The 14,554-nt window shown below is 68.2% G+C and carries 18 protein-coding genes; 9 read left to right on the top strand and 9 right to left on the bottom strand.

What is annotated here, in order from left to right; translation table 11 throughout:
• Positions 1-14 precede the first annotated feature (14 nt).
• The 4 genes from L8H00_RS07480 (at position 15) to L8H00_RS07465 (ending at position 3,929) form a co-directional block, all read left to right on the top strand.
• Positions 15-839, top strand: coding sequence for a flagellin (locus L8H00_RS07480; protein WP_242096658.1), 825 nt, complete (start codon positions 15-17; stop codon positions 837-839).
• Positions 840-1,060: 221 nt separating this feature from the next.
• Positions 1,061-1,888, top strand: a complete 828-nt coding sequence (locus L8H00_RS07475; RefSeq protein ID WP_242096657.1) for a flagellin — start codon at positions 1,061-1,063, stop codon at positions 1,886-1,888.
• A 217-nt stretch (positions 1,889-2,105) separates the two neighbouring features.
• Positions 2,106-2,873 carry an EAL domain-containing protein gene (locus tag L8H00_RS07470; RefSeq protein ID WP_242096656.1) on the top strand — a complete coding sequence of 256 codons (768 nt, stop codon included), beginning with the start codon at positions 2,106-2,108 and terminating at the stop codon, positions 2,871-2,873.
• Positions 2,874-2,942: 69 nt separating this feature from the next.
• On the top strand, positions 2,943-3,929 hold the full coding sequence (locus L8H00_RS07465) for an amidohydrolase family protein (RefSeq protein ID WP_242096655.1): 987 nt from the start codon (positions 2,943-2,945) through the stop codon (positions 3,927-3,929).
• A gap of 10 nt (positions 3,930-3,939) precedes the next feature.
• On the opposite strand, the gene L8H00_RS07460 is transcribed toward L8H00_RS07465, so the two are convergent.
• The 9 genes from L8H00_RS07460 to L8H00_RS07420 all read right to left on the bottom strand — a co-directional run bounded on the left by L8H00_RS07460 (position 3,940) and on the right by L8H00_RS07420 (position 10,789).
• On the bottom strand, positions 3,940-4,587 hold the full coding sequence (locus L8H00_RS07460; RefSeq protein WP_242096654.1) for a YoaK family protein: 648 nt from the start codon (positions 4,585-4,587) through the stop codon (positions 3,940-3,942).
• 58 nt (positions 4,588-4,645) lie between these two features.
• The gene (locus tag L8H00_RS07455) at positions 4,646-5,419 is read right to left on the bottom strand and encodes a FliA/WhiG family RNA polymerase sigma factor (protein WP_242096653.1); all 774 of its coding nucleotides are present in this window, start codon (positions 5,417-5,419) and stop codon (positions 4,646-4,648) included.
• Complete coding sequence (gene flhA, locus L8H00_RS07450) at positions 5,416-7,479, bottom strand: flagellar biosynthesis protein FlhA (protein ID WP_242096652.1); 2,064 nt, start codon at positions 7,477-7,479, stop codon at positions 5,416-5,418. The genes L8H00_RS07455 and flhA overlap by 4 nt, the downstream gene beginning before the upstream one ends.
• Before the next feature lie 4 nt (positions 7,480-7,483).
• A complete protein-coding gene (locus L8H00_RS07445) occupies positions 7,484-8,341 on the bottom strand; it encodes a lytic transglycosylase domain-containing protein (protein WP_242096651.1) in 858 nt (285 codons plus the stop codon).
• Between the two features lie 79 nt (positions 8,342-8,420).
• Positions 8,421-8,735: a flagellar protein FlgN gene (locus L8H00_RS07440; RefSeq protein ID WP_242096650.1), complete on the bottom strand. Its 315-nt coding sequence runs from the start codon at positions 8,733-8,735 to the stop codon at positions 8,421-8,423.
• Positions 8,722-9,021 (bottom strand): flagellar biosynthesis anti-sigma factor FlgM, encoded by a 300-nt coding sequence (gene flgM / locus L8H00_RS07435; protein ID WP_242096649.1) that lies wholly within the window; start codon positions 9,019-9,021, stop codon positions 8,722-8,724. Before flgM ends, L8H00_RS07440 begins: the two co-directional genes overlap by 14 nt.
• A gap of 69 nt (positions 9,022-9,090) precedes the next feature.
• Positions 9,091-9,615, bottom strand: a complete 525-nt coding sequence (locus L8H00_RS07430) for a flagella basal body P-ring formation protein FlgA (RefSeq protein ID WP_242096648.1) — start codon at positions 9,613-9,615, stop codon at positions 9,091-9,093.
• Positions 9,612-10,142, bottom strand: coding sequence for a flagellar motor protein MotB (locus L8H00_RS07425; protein WP_242096647.1), 531 nt, complete (start codon positions 10,140-10,142; stop codon positions 9,612-9,614). The genes L8H00_RS07430 and L8H00_RS07425 overlap by 4 nt, the downstream gene beginning before the upstream one ends.
• Complete coding sequence (locus L8H00_RS07420; RefSeq protein ID WP_242096645.1) at positions 10,139-10,789, bottom strand: MotA/TolQ/ExbB proton channel family protein; 651 nt, start codon at positions 10,787-10,789, stop codon at positions 10,139-10,141. The genes L8H00_RS07425 and L8H00_RS07420 overlap by 4 nt, the downstream gene beginning before the upstream one ends.
• Before the next feature lie 227 nt (positions 10,790-11,016).
• On the opposite strand from L8H00_RS07420, the gene flgB reads away from it, so the two are divergent.
• The 5 genes from flgB to flgF are packed head-to-tail and all read left to right on the top strand — an operon-like array spanning position 11,017 to position 14,550.
• Positions 11,017-11,373, top strand: a complete 357-nt coding sequence (gene flgB / locus L8H00_RS07415; RefSeq protein WP_347340714.1) for a flagellar basal body rod protein FlgB — start codon at positions 11,017-11,019, stop codon at positions 11,371-11,373.
• Position 11,374: 1 nt separating this feature from the next.
• Positions 11,375-11,788 carry a flagellar basal body rod protein FlgC gene (gene flgC / locus L8H00_RS07410; protein WP_242096641.1) on the top strand — a complete coding sequence of 138 codons (414 nt, stop codon included), beginning with the start codon at positions 11,375-11,377 and terminating at the stop codon, positions 11,786-11,788.
• Positions 11,789-11,790: 2 nt separating this feature from the next.
• A complete protein-coding gene (locus L8H00_RS07405) occupies positions 11,791-12,486 on the top strand; it encodes a flagellar hook capping FlgD N-terminal domain-containing protein (protein WP_242096639.1) in 696 nt (231 codons plus the stop codon).
• 22 nt (positions 12,487-12,508) lie between these two features.
• Positions 12,509-13,771, top strand: a complete 1,263-nt coding sequence (locus tag L8H00_RS07400; protein ID WP_242096637.1) for a flagellar hook protein FlgE — start codon at positions 12,509-12,511, stop codon at positions 13,769-13,771.
• A 26-nt stretch (positions 13,772-13,797) separates the two neighbouring features.
• Positions 13,798-14,550, top strand: a complete 753-nt coding sequence (flgF, locus tag L8H00_RS07395; RefSeq protein WP_242096635.1) for a flagellar basal body rod protein FlgF — start codon at positions 13,798-13,800, stop codon at positions 14,548-14,550.
• Positions 14,551-14,554: the final 4 nt, after the last annotated feature.

Below are 14,554 nucleotides of genomic sequence, written 5' to 3'. Positions count from 1 at the left end.
AAAGGAGACCCAACATGACTGTCATCGGAACCAACATCTCGGCACTGCGCGCCACCAACGCTTCGACGAGCGCCCAGATGGCGCTGTCGACCTCGATGGAGCGCCTCTCGACCGGCAAGCGCATCAACAGCGCGAAGGACGATGCCGCCGGCCTCGCCATCAGCGCGTCGATGACCGCACAGATCACGGGCATGAATCAGGGCGTCCGCAACGCCAACGACGGCATCTCGATGGCGCAGACCGCGGAAGGCTCGCTCGACGAGGTCACGAACAACCTGCAGCGCATGCGCGAACTGGCGGTCCAGAAGACCAACGGCACCTATTCGGCCAGCGACATCACGAACATCACCGCCGAGCAGAACGCGCTCGCCACGCAGATCACCAACGTGCTGACCAACACCAAGTTCAACGGCCAGAACCTTTTCACCGGCACCGCGGGCACCAGCGGCTCAGTCACGATCCAGGCGGGTGCGAACACGTCGGACCAGATCCAGCTCAACCTGGGCGCCAACCTCATCACCGACTCGAACATCACCAACGTGGTCGCCTCGGGGGCATCGGTGACGTCGGCAACGCTCGCGAACTACGACACCGCGATCGCCACCGTGGTGAACCGCCGCGCGAGCCTGGGCGCCACGCAGAACCAGCTCCAGTCGGCGGTGAACAACCTGACCAGCAACTCGACCAACCTGTCGGACGCGCGCAGCCGGATCGAGGACACCGATTTCTCCTCGGAGACGACCGCGCTCGCCAAGGCGCAGATCCTGAGCCAGGCCTCCACCGCGATGCTGAGCCAGGCCAATCAGAGCTCGCAGAGCGTGCTTAAGCTGCTCCAGTAATCCAAGGGGTCCGATCCCGATACCGCCCCCCACATGGGTGTCGGGATCGGTCGCTCCCCCGGGCTTGCCCGGCCGCGCGAAATTCCCCGGCGAGGGTCTCGCCGGGGATTTTGTCGGCTCCCGATTTTTTTTGCTAAAAGTCGTTCCTAACCGGCCGTTATCCTTGCTGGCGTCTCGTCCCATGCCTTGGGGGCGGCGGAGAGCGTCTGAGGAGACCGGACATGACCGTCATCGGAAGCAATATCGCGGCACTGCGTGCCACCAACGCCTCGACCAGCGCACAGATGGCGCTGTCCACCTCGATGCAGCGCCTTTCGACGGGCAAGCGCATCAACAGCGCGAAGGACGATGCCGCCGGCCTCGCCATCAGCGCGTCGATGACGTCGCAGATCACCGGCATGGCGCAGGGCATCCGCAACGCCAATGACGGCATCTCGATGGCGCAGACCGCGGAAGGCGCGCTCGACGAAGTCACGAACAACCTGCAGCGCATGCGCGAACTCGCGGTCCAGAAGACCAACGGCACCTATTCCGCCAGCGACATTACCAACATCACCGCCGAGCAGAACGCGCTGGCGACCCAGATCACCAACGTACTGTCGAATACCAAGTTCAACGGTCAGAACCTGTTCAACGGCACCGCTGGGACCAGCGGCGTGGTCACGATCCAGGCCGGCGCGAATGCGAGCGACGCAATCTCGATGAATCTGGGCGCCAGCCTCATCACCGATGCCAACATCACCAATGTTGTCGCCTCGGGCACGTCGGTAACGACGGCGACGCTGGCGAATTACGACACCGCGATCGCCACCGTGGTGAACCGCCGCGCGAGCCTGGGCGCCACGCAGAACCAGCTCCAGTCCGCGGTCAACAACCTGACGAGCAACGAAACCAACCTGACGGACGCGCGCAGCCGGATCGAGGACACCGATTTCTCGACGGAAACCACCGCGCTCGCCAAGGCACAGATCCTGAGCCAGGCATCCACCGCGATGCTGAGCCAGGCGAACCAGAGCACGCAGAGCGTGCTGAAACTGCTGGGTCAGTAACCGCGCCGGCCCCGGCACCGCGCCCCCACTCGGGTGGCGGGGCCGACCGGACCGGTTCTCAGCGGATTTGGTCGAGGAGACCCCGGTGGCCCGTGCCGCCGGGGCTTTTCTGCGTGGCGAAGGACTCGCAGCGCGGGCGCGCGCATGCACCTAAATCTATGTTACATACGGTTAATTAGCAGTTTGAGTGCTAACGAATCGGCATGGATACGATGCGATGAGTGGCTGCCAGGGCTGTCGGCAGCCGGACACGAATTTCGACCTGGCGATGGCGTTCCAGCCCATCGTCGATATCGAGACCGGCCGCGCCTGGGCCTATGAGGCGCTGGTGCGCGGACCGAATGGCGAGGATGCGGGGCAGGTGCTCGCCGCCGTCACCGAGGCGAATCGCTATGCCTTCGATCAGCAATGCCGCGTGGCCGCCATCACCCAGGCGGTCGCCGCCGGTATCGTCGAGACGGGCGCACGGTTGTCGATCAATTTCCTGCCGAACGCCGTCTATTCGCCCGTCGCGTGCATCCAGTTGACGCTGAAGACCGCGGCGGCGGTCGGCCTGCCCACCGATCGGCTCGTCTTCGAATTCACCGAAAACGAGGAGTTCGCCGACACCGCGCATGTGGCCAACATCATCGACACGTACCGGCGCATGGGCTTCGCCACCGCGCTGGACGATTTCGGCGCGGGCCATGCCGGGCTTTCGCTGCTGGCGCGGCTGCAGACCGACATCGTCAAACTCGACATGGAATTGGTGCGCGACATCGATACCAGCCAGCCGCGCCGCATGATCGTCGAAGGCCTGATCGCCATGTTCGCCCGCATGAACATCGTCGTCGTGGCGGAGGGGATCGAGACGACCGCGGAATATGAGACGCTTCGCGCCCTTGGCGTGCGCTACATGCAGGGCTATCTGTTGGCGCGTCCCGGATTCAGGATCCTGCCGCCGCATGCTCTGCCGGAACCGGCGTCGATCGGGCAGGTCGCCTAGCGGACGCGAACCGATCCGGCAGGCGGCCCGTCGGATGGCCGCTCGTCAACGCCCAACCGGGGTTAGCCCATGCGCCTGATCGCGATCGAAGAGCATATCCTGCCGGCCGACGTGCGCGAGGCGTGGGCCGCGGCGCCGCCGCCGCACGATCCGGTGTCCGCCTTTGCCGATGGCGGCGAGAACGGATCGCGCCTCGCCGATCTGGGCGCGGGCCGTCTGGCGCTGATGGACGAGCAGGGCGTCGACGTGCAGGTGCTCTCGCTCACCACGCCGGGGCTCCACAATCTCGAAGCCGGACCCGCCGTCCAGATGGCGCGCCGCGTCAACGACCGGATCGCCGAGGCGTGCGTCCGCCACCCCGACCGGTTCCAGGGCTTCGCGGCCCTGCCCACCGCGGACGGCGATGCGGCGCCGCGCGAGCTGGAACGCGCCGTCCGCGAGCTGGGGCTGAAGGGCGCGCTGCTCTGCGGCCGAACGCGCGAACGCCATCTCGATCATCCCGCCATGCGGCCCATGCTGGCGAAGGCGGCGGAGCTCGGCGTGCCGCTCTTCATCCATCCGCAGACGCCGCTGGCGGCGGTGCGCGAGGCCAATTATTCCGGGATAAGCGACACGGCCGACCTCGTGCTCGCGGCGTTCGGTCTGGGATGGCATTATGAGGCCGGCCTGCAATGGGTCCGTCTGGCAGCGGCCGGCGTGTTCGACGAGCTGCCCGATCTGCAGATCATCCTCGGCCATTGGGGCGAGGTGGTGTTGTTCTATCTGGAGCGCATGGCCCCGGTCTTCCAGCGCGCGCTCCCGCTGCAACGCTCGCTGGCGGATTATGCGCGCGACAATCTCTACGTCACCGGAAGTGGGATGTGGAGCGACACCTATCTCCAACGCTGCCTCGCCATCGTCGGCCCGGAGCGGCTGCTGTTCTCCACCGATTTTCCCTACCAATATCGCGAAGGCGGGGCGCCGCGCCGCTTTCTCGAATCGGTCGCGCTCGACGATGCGGCGCGTACGGCCTTCGCGCACGGCAATTGGGAGCGGCTGACGGGTAGGCGCGGCTAGCGCGTCCGCCTCATCGCTCGCGCGTGGGGCCAAGCGCCGCCGCGGCCGCCAGCAACAGCGCTGCGCCCGCCGTGGCGATCCACAACGCGCGCAGGCCGAGGACGGGAAACACCGCCGCACCCGCGATCGCGCCGGCGACCAGCCCCAGCCACAGCAGCAGATACGGCACCCAGGCGAAGCGCGGACCCCCGGCGAGCGCGGCCGCCAGATGCTGGCCCAACTTCACGAGCGTGCCGGTCATATAGGTGACGCCGACGCTCACCTCGCCATCGCGCTGGAACACCGCATTGGCCGCGCCCATCGCGGCCGCCATCAGCAGCGGCGCAGGATAGGGGCCGATGCCGAGCGTGGCCGCGGCAGCCGCCATCGCCAGCGCCGTCAGCACGAACGCCAACACCGCCTGCCGGCGCCACCGCCCCGCGACCCGTCCGATGGTCGCGCCCGTCATGACTCCGCCGACGAACGCTGCGATCAGCACCGCCGCGGCCAGGCCGTTCGGCACGTCGCCGGCCAGGCCGACCGCCATGCGCGTCGAGTTGCCGCTCATGAACGAGACGAACAGGCCGCCCAGCTTCAGAAAACCGAGCGCATCGACGAAGCCGGCGAGCATGGCGAGCCCGATCGCCAGCAGACGCGGGCCTGTTTCGAAGCGGCGCATGGCACATCATAGCGCGGTCGCCCGGCAAAGGGGAGCCGGCGCGCGGCGACGAGGCGCCTCACCGCAGCGCGGCGAGCGCCTTTTTCAGCCGATCGTGCGCCGATTTCTTGATCTGGCAGACGCGTGCCTGGCCGACGCCGAGCACCTGGCCGATCTCCTCGAGGTTCATTTCCTCGACATAATAGAGCTGCACCACCTGCGCCTCGCGCGTCGGCAACGCGCCGATCGCCTCGACGAGCGCGGCGCGCAGGTCGCCATCGGCGAGCTGGGCGAAGGCGTCGGGGGTGTCGTCGGCGAACCAGGGCAGATCGTCGGCATAGATCTCGTCGACCGATTCGAACCGGATGGGATCGGCGGTGACATATTCGGCGCGCAGCTTGGCGACCGTGACGCCCAGCTTTTCGGCGGTTGCGGCCTCCGTCGGCGCCTTGCCGGTCTGCGCCGTCAGCGTGGAAACGGCATCGGCATAGGCACGCCGCCGCCGCATCGCGCCGCGCGTGGTGGTCGCCTGGCGGCGCAGTTCGTCGATCATCGCGCCGCGCAGCCGGGTGGCCACATATTGGCGAAAGGTCGCGCCGCCGCGATCCTCGAAATGGGCGGCCGCCTCGACCAGCGCGATCAGCCCGACCTGGACGAGATCCTCCACCTCGACGACGCTGCTCATGCAGCCATGGACGTGCCACGCGATCCGCCGGACGAGCGGCAGATGCTCGCGCACCAGCGTGTTCGCGTCCATGCCGGCGCGCTGGCCGGGACGATAGGTGAGGGGGCCGGTTCCCGACCCGAGCGCCGTTGCATCGACAAAGGCGGATTTCATGCTGAGCGCGTTCATGCGGGCAGGGCTCCGGATGCGCCGATCACCGCGATCACCTCCACCGCCTTCTCTTCGGGAACCTCGAAGAAGGAGAGGACGGGGGTGTCGGGCAGGCAGGTCTTGACGAGTTTGCGGATGGCCACGCGAATCGCGGGCTGGACGACGAGGGCGAAGGGCTTGGCCTCGGCGAGCATCGGCTGCGCGGCGCGTTGCAGCGCCTCGACGATGCGGCGGCCGAGATCGGGTTCGATGACGTGGCGGCGCGACGCGTCGGAGCGCATCGCCTGGCCGAGCAGGCCTTCCAACTGCCCCTCCAGCGTCATCACGCGCAGCGGCTCGCGCACGCCGCACAGCTTGCCGATGATGAGCGGGCCGAGTTCGGGGCGGATCGCCTCGATGATTTCCTCGGCGTCCTGCGTCTTCTGCGCGGCGACCGCGATGGCGGCGGCGATGCGGCGGAATTCCTTCAGCGGCACATTCTCCGCCAGCAGCCCGCGCAGCACCTGGGTGAGCGTGGTGAGCGGCAGCGGCGCCGGGCTGAGGCTCGCCACCAGTTGCGCGGCGCGCTCCTTCAGGCCGTCGAGCAGCGCCTGCACCTCGTCGGGGCCGAGCAGGTCCGACGCGTTCTGGCCGAGCGCGTGGTTCAGGTGCGTCGCCATCACGGTGCCGGGATCGACCACCAGATAGCCCATGCCGGTCGCGGCATCGGCGTCGCTGGTGGAAATCCAGGTGGCGTCGAGGCCGAAGGTCGGGTCCTTGGCGGTCTTGCCCTGAAGCGTGCCATAGGCCTGGCCGGTGTCGAGGGCGAGCATCTCGTCGGGCGCGACCTGGTCTTCGCCCAGGCACACGCCGTTCAGCATGATCCGATAGGTGTAGGGCGCGAGATTGATGTCGTCGCGCACGCGAACCTGCGGCACGACGAAGCCGAGTTCCTTCGACAATTGCCGGCGCACCCCGGTGATCCGCCCCATCAGCGGCGATCCGCGGCGTTCGTCCACCAGCGGCACGAGGCCGTAGCCGATGTCGAGATTGACCTGCATGCCCTCGGTCACCTCGTCCCAGCCGATCTTGGACTGGTCGACCGGCTCCACCACGGCGGCGGGAACGACCACCGGCCGGCGCGCGATCTGGCGCAGCTTCCACGCGGCGAAGCCGGCGATCGATGCCGCCCCCAGGATCACCAGATGCGGCATGCCGGGCATCAGCCCCAGCAATCCGAGGATCACCGCGACCGGCGTCCAGGTGCGAGGGCTGCCGAACTGGCTGCCGATCTGGCCGGCCAGATCGTGCGTCGAGGTGACGCGGGTGACGATCGCGGCGGCGGCGATCGAGAGCATCAGCGACGGGAGCTGCGCGACGAGCGCGTCGCCGATCGCCAGCAGCACGTAATTGTGCGCGGCGGCGCCGATCGTCATGCCGTGGCTGACCGGGCCGAGAATCAGCCCGCCGACGATGTTGGCCGCCAGGATCAGCATGCCCGCGACCGCGTCGCCCTTCACGAATTTGGACGAACCGTCCATCGATCCGTAGAATTCGGCTTCGGTCGCGGTGTCGATGCGGCGCTGCTTGGCTTCGTCGGGGGTGATGAGGCCCGCGTTCAGATCGGCGTCGATCGCCATCTGCTTGCCCGGCAGCGCATCGAGCGTGAAGCGCGCGCTGACTTCGGACACGCGGCCCGCGCCCTTGGTCACCACGATCAGGTTGATGATGAGCAGGATCGCGAAGACGAACAGGCCGACGACATAGTCGCCGCCGATCAGGAAGGTGCCGAACGCCTCGATCACATGACCTGCCGCACCCCCGCCTTCGTGCCCGTGCACCAGCACGACGCGCGTCGAGGCGACGTTGAGGCCCAGGCGGAACAGCGTCGTGAACAGCAGCACGGTGGGGAAGGCGGAGAAGTCGAGCGGCTTCTGCGCGTTCAGCGCCACCATCAGCACCGCGAGGCTGATCGCGATGTTGGTGACGAAGAACAGGTCGAGCATCGCCGCGGGGATCGGCACGACGAGCAGCACGACGAGCAGCAGGATCGCGAGCGGCAGGGCGCCGCGGCGAAGATTGGAGAGCAGTGCGTTCATCGCGTCAGCCGCCCATCCGTGCGAGCATCAGATAGGCGAGCCGCGCGGTATCGGGGGTCGGCCGCAGCAGCGACGCGGCGGTCGTGCCGGCCGCACCGGTGCCGCGTCCGAACTTGCCGAGCGTGGCCGATGCCCAGGCGAGTGCGTCGGTCGCACTCTCGCCCGCGCCGGTGACGACGGTGGCGCCGTTCATGTCGAGCGCCTGCGCGGCGAAGCCGGTGTTGGCGGCGGCGGTCGCGGCGGCGTCGGCCGTGCTGCCGTCCAGCTTCGCGGCGAAGCGGGCATAGATTTGCGACAGGCTGCGCGGCGTGCCGTCGCTGCCATAGAAGACGCTGCGATTGGCGGCGGCGGCGGCCGGGAACAGCGCCGCGCCGCTCGCGTCGGGCGTCGCCTGCATGGTCGAGAGGAATTTCTTCGCGCCGCCCAGCCCCAGGAAATGCGCCATGTAGAGATCGGTGCCGGTCACGCTGCGGCCGAGCGTGCCCTGGAGCGCATCCTTGTTGTCGGACGCATATTCGGCGGCCATCATCGAGGCGGTGGCGGGATCGTTGCGCAGCGCCAGGATCGCCGCCTTGGTGTTGCCGTCGGCGACCGACAGCTTGCCGCCCGTGCCCGGCTGGATCGCATCGGCGGCCCAGGACAGGCCGTTCTCGGCGCCGTGCTTCTTGACGATCGCGAGCCAGCTCTGGTCGATGAACTGGTAGAGGCCCGACGCGCTGGAGGTGGAGGCGTGGGCATCGCTGCGCAGGCCGCTTTCCAGCTTGGCCTGGCCCAGCAGATAGCCGAAATCCACGCCCGTCTTGCTGCTCGCAAGCTGGATCGCCGATTGAACCCTGGAATTGGTGATCGCCGTAACGGTCATGGTCTTGCGGAAATGCCCCCTGTTCGGAGGATCATAGGCAAGGACCGTGCCAACCGCCCGTCAGGCGGCGGCAGGGGCGTCAGGCATAGGCGCCGGCGATGCCGGGGCGGTAGGAAGCGGCATGATCGCCGGCCAGCATCTGCAGGCGGCGGCGAACATTTGCCGCCATCAGGTTCACATAGATCCGGCAGGTCTCGTTCAGCCGGTTCGCCTCGTCGGCCAGTTCGCGGATCTCGGGTCCGGCGGGGCCGGTGCCGAGCAGCGCGACCTGCTCGATGGCGGCCAGCTTCTCGCGCGTCGCGCGTTCCAGCGCGTGCACGTCGTTGGTCTTCAGCGCGGCGATCTCCGCATGGAGCGAATCGATCACCGTCACGAGCGCATCACGCCTTGTCATGCGTCGTCCAGTCCATCTTCAGCGCGAGCATGCGATCGGCGATCGTCGCCGGCAGAATGGGAAATGTGCCATCGGCGATGGCCTTGCGGATCTCGGCGACGCGTGCGGTGTCCACCGGCGCGGCGCTGGCCAGCTGCTTGGAAAGGGCGATCGACTGGCTCGCCGTGCTCGCCCCGGCCGGTGCGGCCTTCGGGGTATCCTGCGGCTCCGCCGAGGCGGTCACCGTTGTCGACGCGCGGAGGAGATCCGCGCCCGCAACCTTGTTCACGCCTATCGCATCGACCATGTCTGCACCTTCCCGGCATCGCTGACACGGGTAAAGACGGCCGATCGGCGCGAAGCTTTAGCGATTTTTTCATTCGCCCCAGCCCGGCAGCGTGGCACGGCCGCTGGCGCGCGCGATCGCCTGGACGGGCGTACGGGCATCGTCCACCTTCACCATGAAGCGCGCACCGGGCGCGGCATCGCCCATCGCGACGCCTTCGCGGCTGATCGCAAAGCCCTCGGTGCCCGCCTCGATCACCACCGGATCGCCGCGTTTGATGACGGCTTCGGCCCGTTGCATCGGCGGCTGGATCACCGTCGCGCCCGACAGGCCGACCGCCGGAACGGTGCGCATCGGCACGTAGATCCGCCAGTCCGGGCCCGAACAGGCGATCACCACCGCGTCGTGCGCGGGCGTGCGCCACGACAGCGCGACCGTCGGACATTGGGCGAGCTTCAGCCGCGCATCCACCGCGGTGCGCGCGCCGCCCTCGTCGCCGATCGCGTGGCCGGTAAAGGCCGCCACCGCGCGGTCGAGCGAGGCGGTGTCCTGGAACCCGCCGGCCGCCGCGACCGTGGGGGCGGCGAGCAGGAGGAGGGGAAGAAGCCGGATCATGGGACGCTCCGTGAAGGTTCGCCGGCAAAGGCGAGGGTGACGATCGCCCGGCGCAGGCCGGGCCGTTGGGTGGTGGCCAGCGCGATCCGGCCGGTCGCGACGTGCGCGGCGGCGAGCGCGGCCACGACGGCGCGCGCCCGGTCGGCGGCGAGCACCGCGCCGCTCTGCGTGGCCGGATCGACATCGGCGGCGGTGCCGTCGCTCGTGCCCGAGACGTTCAGCGCCACGCGCGGATCGGCGAGCGCCTGGCGCGCCCAGGCGATCAGTGACGCGGGGTCGTCGGGCAACGCGGCCGAGCCGGTCGCGAAATCGGTGGTCGCAAAGGCGGCGACCGGCATCGGCATGGATGCCGGGGCGAAGCCGGTGACGCCGAACCGGTCGTGCAGCCCCGCGACCAGCGCCTTGCGGTCGGCGCGTCCGGTCGCCTGGACGAGAACGAGGAAGCCGAGCAGCAGCAGCGCGAGGTCGGCGAGTGTCACCAGCCAGATCGGCCGCATCGGCGCGGGTACGGGGAAATCGTCGGTCATGCCGCGCTCGCCAAGGCCACACCCGGGGCTTCGCGGGCCGCGAGCGCGACGAGCGGCGCCTCGATCCGCGCGCGCTCCAGCCCTTCGTGACGGGCGGATGCGCGCAGCCGGTTGGCGATCGGCAGGAAGACGAGATTTCCGAACAGCGCACCATAGAGCGTGGAGAGCAACGCGATCGCCATCGCGCCGCCGATCGTCGCCGGGTCGCGCATCGCCGCGAACATCGCCGCCAGCCCGACGAGCGTGCCGACCATGCCCATCGCCGGGGCGGCCTCGGCGGCGCCCGCCCAGACATCGGCGGCCGCGGCATGGCGCTCGCAGCGCGCGCGGCGGCGCCAGGCGACGAGGGCCGCGATCGCATCGGGCTTGTCGCCATCGACGATGCCGGCGATCGCGGCGGCGATGTCGGGATCCGCGATCACCGAGCGATCGAGCGACAGCACGCCGCTGCGCCGGGCGATCCGGGCGAGCGCCGCGATCTGCGCCAGCGCCGGCTCCGCCGAGAAGGGCGCGCGGGCAAGCGTTCGCAAGGCGGCGAGGGCGCGGCGCAGGTCCCGCAGCGGCGAACGCAGCACCGCGGACAGGAGCGTGCCGCCACCGACGATGGCGAGCGCGGCCGGATCGAGAAGTTGCGAGAGAAGCACCATGACAGGCGTTCTGCAAGTCATGGGCCAATCGCGCCGGGGTCGCGTCCCTCCCCGCGGCCGATGCCGCCGCCATCGCCGGTGCGGCAAGCCTTGCCGCCGATCCGGCAAATCCTTGCCGCCCCCACGCCGCTGCCGCTGCCGGGACGCGCCGTGCAAAGGCGTCGATCGAATTGGCACGGCCATTGCTTGGAGGACGCCGAGCACATCCCGTGCAGGAGTTCGGTTCGGTGGCAGCGGAAACGCTTTTCGGAGTTCATGGCGCAGCGCTCGAGGTGCGATCGCGTCGCATGGGGCTGCTCGCGTCGAACATCGCGAACGCCTCCACGCCCGGCTTCAAGGCGCAGGACGTCGACTTCCGCTCGACGCTGTTCGCCGTCGAACAATCGGGCGATGCCGCGAGCACCGACGCGTTCCAGGCGGCGGTGAAATACCGCGTGCCGAATCAGACCTCGATGGACGCGAACACGGTCGACCTGAACCAGGAGCAGACCGCCTTCGCCGAAAACGCGGTGCAATATCAGACGACGCTGTCGTTCCTGAACGGGCGGATCGGCCAGATCACCCGCGCGCTGAAGGGAGAATAGGATGGCCGACGCATCCCCGATGACGATCTTCCAGGTGGCGGGTCGCGCGATGTCCGCGCAGCTGCTGCGGATGAACACCACCGCGTCGAACCTCGCCAATGCCGGCGGCATCGCCGGCTCGGCCGAGACCGCGTACAAGACGATGAAGCCGGTATTCCGCACCAGCTACGATTCCGCCTCCGGCCTCTCGACGGTCGACGTCGAGAAGGTGGTGAGCGCGGGCGAAGCCCCGACCAAGCGCTACGATCCCGCCAATCCCGTGGCCGACAAGGACGGCAACGTCTTCGAAGCCGCGGTAGACCAGACCCGCGAGCTGGTCGACATGATGGAAACCGCGCGCAGCTATCAGAACAACGTCGAGGTGATGAACACGGCGAAGTCGCTGATCCTCGACACCCTCAAGATGGGCCGCTGACCATGACCTCCACCACGATGGCATCCACGCTTTCCAGCCTCGGCATCGCCACCACCGCATCGGCCGCCGCCACGGCCGGCGCGGCGGCGAACAAGACCAGCCAGACGCTCGATCAAAGCGATTTCCTGACGCTGATGACCGCGCAGCTCAAGAACCAGGATCCGTTCAACCCGGTCGATAACACGCAGATGATCGCGCAGATGGCGCAGATGTCGAGCGTGACGGGCATCAGCCAGATGAACACGACGCTGACCGGCATCGCGACCAAGCTCGGCGCCACTTCGGCGACGGATGCGATGAACTATGTCGGCAAGACGGTGCTGACGGAAGGGTCGACGGCGTATGGCCGCACCGCAGGCGGCATCGCCGGCGCGGTCGAGCTCGACGGTGCGGCCACCAATGTCGACGTCACGATCGCCGATGCCAAGGGCAACGTGCTGAAGACGGTGTCGCTCGGCGCGCAGTCGGCGGGCACCGCCACCTATGATTGGGACGGCACCACCGATGCGGGCGCCAGCGCCGGCACCGGGCCGTTCAAGGTCACGGTCGCCGCGGACGACAACGGCACCACGGTCACCAGCCGTTCGCTCGTCTGGGCGCCCGTCGAATCCGTCTCGCTGCCGTCCAGCGGCGATCCCACGCTGACCGCCACCGGCATCGGCACGGTCAAGCTTTCCGCCATCCGTTCGGTCGGCTGAACATTTTCCAGGAGCAACGCGCATGACTTTCTACACATCGCTTTCCGGCCTCCAGGCCTCGCAGACCGAAATGTCCACGATCTCGCACAACATCGCGAACGTCGCGACCACGGGTTTCAAGAAGAGCCGCACCGAATTCGCCGACGTCATCGCATCGAGCCTGGCCTCGGATCCGACCAAGCAGGTCGGCTCGGGCGCGGTGGTGAAGGAAAACCGGCAGCAGTTCAGCGAAGGCAATCTGACGACGACTTCGTCCTCGCTCGACCTGACCGTCTCGGGCGACGGGTTCTTCGCGGTGAAGACGAACGGCACCACGCCGACGACGGCCTATACCCGCAACGGCAGCTTCCGCGTCGATACCGACGACAATGTCGTCGATGCGCAGGGCAGCTATCTCCAGGTGTATCCGGTCGATTCCGCGGGCAATGTGACGGCGGCGGGTGTGGACGGTCTGACCAACCTCATGCTCCCCGAAACCAGCGGCAGCGCGCAGGCGACCGGCAGCGTCGCGTTGAACGTCAACCTGTCGTCTAGCGCCGCGGCCCCCTCGACGGCGTTCGATCGCACCAAGGCGTCGACCTACAACAATTCGACCGCGACGACCGTCTATGACGCGGGCGGCAACGCGATGACGATGAGCAGCTATTATGTCCGCGACGCGAGCACCGCGACCGACGGATCGAGCACCTGGTCGGTCTACAGCTATGTCGGCAACCAGCAGCTCACGCAGGGCGGCAGCACCAATCCCGTCCAGATGACGTTCGATTCGACCGGCAAGCTGACCGCGCCGACGGCGCCGGCGAGCTATGATTCGTTCGTTCCGACCGGCGGCACGAAATCCCAGACGATCGCGCTCAACCTTGCGGGCTCGACCGCGATCGGCAGCGCCTTTTCGGTCACCGCGCGCAGCCAGGACGGAACGTCCGTCGGTCAGCTCCAGGGCGTGACCGTGGACAAATCGGGCATCGTCACGGCCAGCTTCTCGAACGGCGACAGCAAGGCGCTGGGCAAGGTGGCGCTCGCCAACTTCACCGACCCCGCCGGGCTTCGCCAGGTCGGCACCAGCTATTGGACCGGCACGGGCCTGTCGGGCACGCCGCAGCTCGGCGCCGCCAACGAAAAGGGCTTCGGCAGCCTGATGTCGGGCACGCTCGAGGGATCGAACGTCGATATCACCGAGGAACTGGTCGACCTGATCTCGGCGCAGCGCAACTTCCAGGCGAACGCCAAGGCGCTCGATACGCAGAACCAGATCTCGCAGACGATCTTCAACATCCGCAACTGATCGATCGGGGGCAGGGGCAGGCATAAATGGACAAGCTGGTCTACACCGCGGCGACGGGCCTGCGCGCGCACATGGCGGCGCAGGCGGCGATCGCCAACAACATGGCGAACGCCTCGACGACCGGCTTTCGCGCCGATCGCGTGGTGTTCGACCAGATCCAGCTCAAAGGCGGCGGCACCCAGCTGGAGGCGCGCGCGCCGGCCAGCGAAGAGGTGACCGACGCCGACCGCACGCCGGGGGCGATCCAGATGACCGGCCGATCGCTCGACGTGGCGATCACCGGCAACACCGACTGGCTGGCGGTGCAGGCCGCCGACGGCAGCGAAGCCTATACCCGGCGCGGCGATCTGGAGATCGCGCCGTCGGGCGTGCTGCAGACGGGCGACGGCCATCCGGTGATCGGATCGTCGGGCCCGATCACCGTGCCGCCCTATGATTCGCTCACCATCGCCGGCGACGGCACGATCTCGATCGTGCCGCAGGGTGGCGATCCCAAGAACCCACAGGTGCTCGACAAGCTGAAGCTTGCCAACACCAAGGGGTCGGACACGGTGAAGGGCCTCGACAACCTGCTGCGCGTGCGCGGCGGGGGCGTGCTGCCCGACGATGCCGAGGCCAAGGTGCAGGGCGGCGCGATCGAGGGATCGAACGTCAACATGACGCAGGCGCTGGTCGACATGATCGAGAACCAGCGATCCTACGAAGTGCAGGCCAATCTGATGAAGTCCGCCAAGGACATGGACGAAAGCGGCGCATCCGTGATGCGCCTGCCGAGCTAAGGGA

The organism is Sphingomonas sp. CROZ-RG-20F-R02-07 (assembly GCF_022662335.1).
Lineage (GTDB): Bacteria > Pseudomonadota > Alphaproteobacteria > Sphingomonadales > Sphingomonadaceae > Sphingomonas.
This window is presented reverse-complemented; position numbering and strand designations above follow the sequence as displayed.

What these genes read in the sequence shown, in the direction of transcription:
- L8H00_RS07480 (WP_242096658.1), top strand. Translation starts at nt 15, where the DNA reads ATGACTGTCATCGGAACCAACATCTCGGCACTGCGCGCCACCAACGCT.
- L8H00_RS07475 (WP_242096657.1), top strand. Translation starts at nt 1,061, where the DNA reads ATGACCGTCATCGGAAGCAATATCGCGGCACTGCGTGCCACCAACGCC.
- L8H00_RS07470 (WP_242096656.1), top strand. Translation starts at nt 2,106, where the DNA reads ATGAGTGGCTGCCAGGGCTGTCGGCAGCCGGACACGAATTTCGACCTG.
- L8H00_RS07465 (WP_242096655.1), top strand. Translation starts at nt 2,943, where the DNA reads ATGCGCCTGATCGCGATCGAAGAGCATATCCTGCCGGCCGACGTGCGC.
- L8H00_RS07460 (WP_242096654.1), bottom strand. Translation starts at nt 4,587, where the DNA reads ATGCGCCGCTTCGAAACAGGCCCGCGTCTGCTGGCGATCGGGCTCGCC.
- L8H00_RS07455 (WP_242096653.1), bottom strand. Translation starts at nt 5,419, where the DNA reads ATGAACGCGCTCAGCATGAAATCCGCCTTTGTCGATGCAACGGCGCTC.
- flhA (WP_242096652.1), bottom strand. Translation starts at nt 7,479, where the DNA reads ATGAACGCACTGCTCTCCAATCTTCGCCGCGGCGCCCTGCCGCTCGCG.
- L8H00_RS07445 (WP_242096651.1), bottom strand. Translation starts at nt 8,341, where the DNA reads ATGACCGTTACGGCGATCACCAATTCCAGGGTTCAATCGGCGATCCAG.
- L8H00_RS07440 (WP_242096650.1), bottom strand. Translation starts at nt 8,735, where the DNA reads ATGACAAGGCGTGATGCGCTCGTGACGGTGATCGATTCGCTCCATGCG.
- flgM (WP_242096649.1), bottom strand. Translation starts at nt 9,021, where the DNA reads ATGGTCGATGCGATAGGCGTGAACAAGGTTGCGGGCGCGGATCTCCTC.
- L8H00_RS07430 (WP_242096648.1), bottom strand. Translation starts at nt 9,615, where the DNA reads ATGATCCGGCTTCTTCCCCTCCTCCTGCTCGCCGCCCCCACGGTCGCG.
- L8H00_RS07425 (WP_242096647.1), bottom strand. Translation starts at nt 10,142, where the DNA reads ATGACCGACGATTTCCCCGTACCCGCGCCGATGCGGCCGATCTGGCTG.
- L8H00_RS07420 (WP_242096645.1), bottom strand. Translation starts at nt 10,789, where the DNA reads ATGGTGCTTCTCTCGCAACTTCTCGATCCGGCCGCGCTCGCCATCGTC.
- flgC (WP_242096641.1), top strand. Translation starts at nt 11,375, where the DNA reads ATGGCCGACGCATCCCCGATGACGATCTTCCAGGTGGCGGGTCGCGCG.
- L8H00_RS07405 (WP_242096639.1), top strand. Translation starts at nt 11,791, where the DNA reads ATGACCTCCACCACGATGGCATCCACGCTTTCCAGCCTCGGCATCGCC.
- L8H00_RS07400 (WP_242096637.1), top strand. Translation starts at nt 12,509, where the DNA reads ATGACTTTCTACACATCGCTTTCCGGCCTCCAGGCCTCGCAGACCGAA.
- flgF (WP_242096635.1), top strand. Translation starts at nt 13,798, where the DNA reads ATGGACAAGCTGGTCTACACCGCGGCGACGGGCCTGCGCGCGCACATG.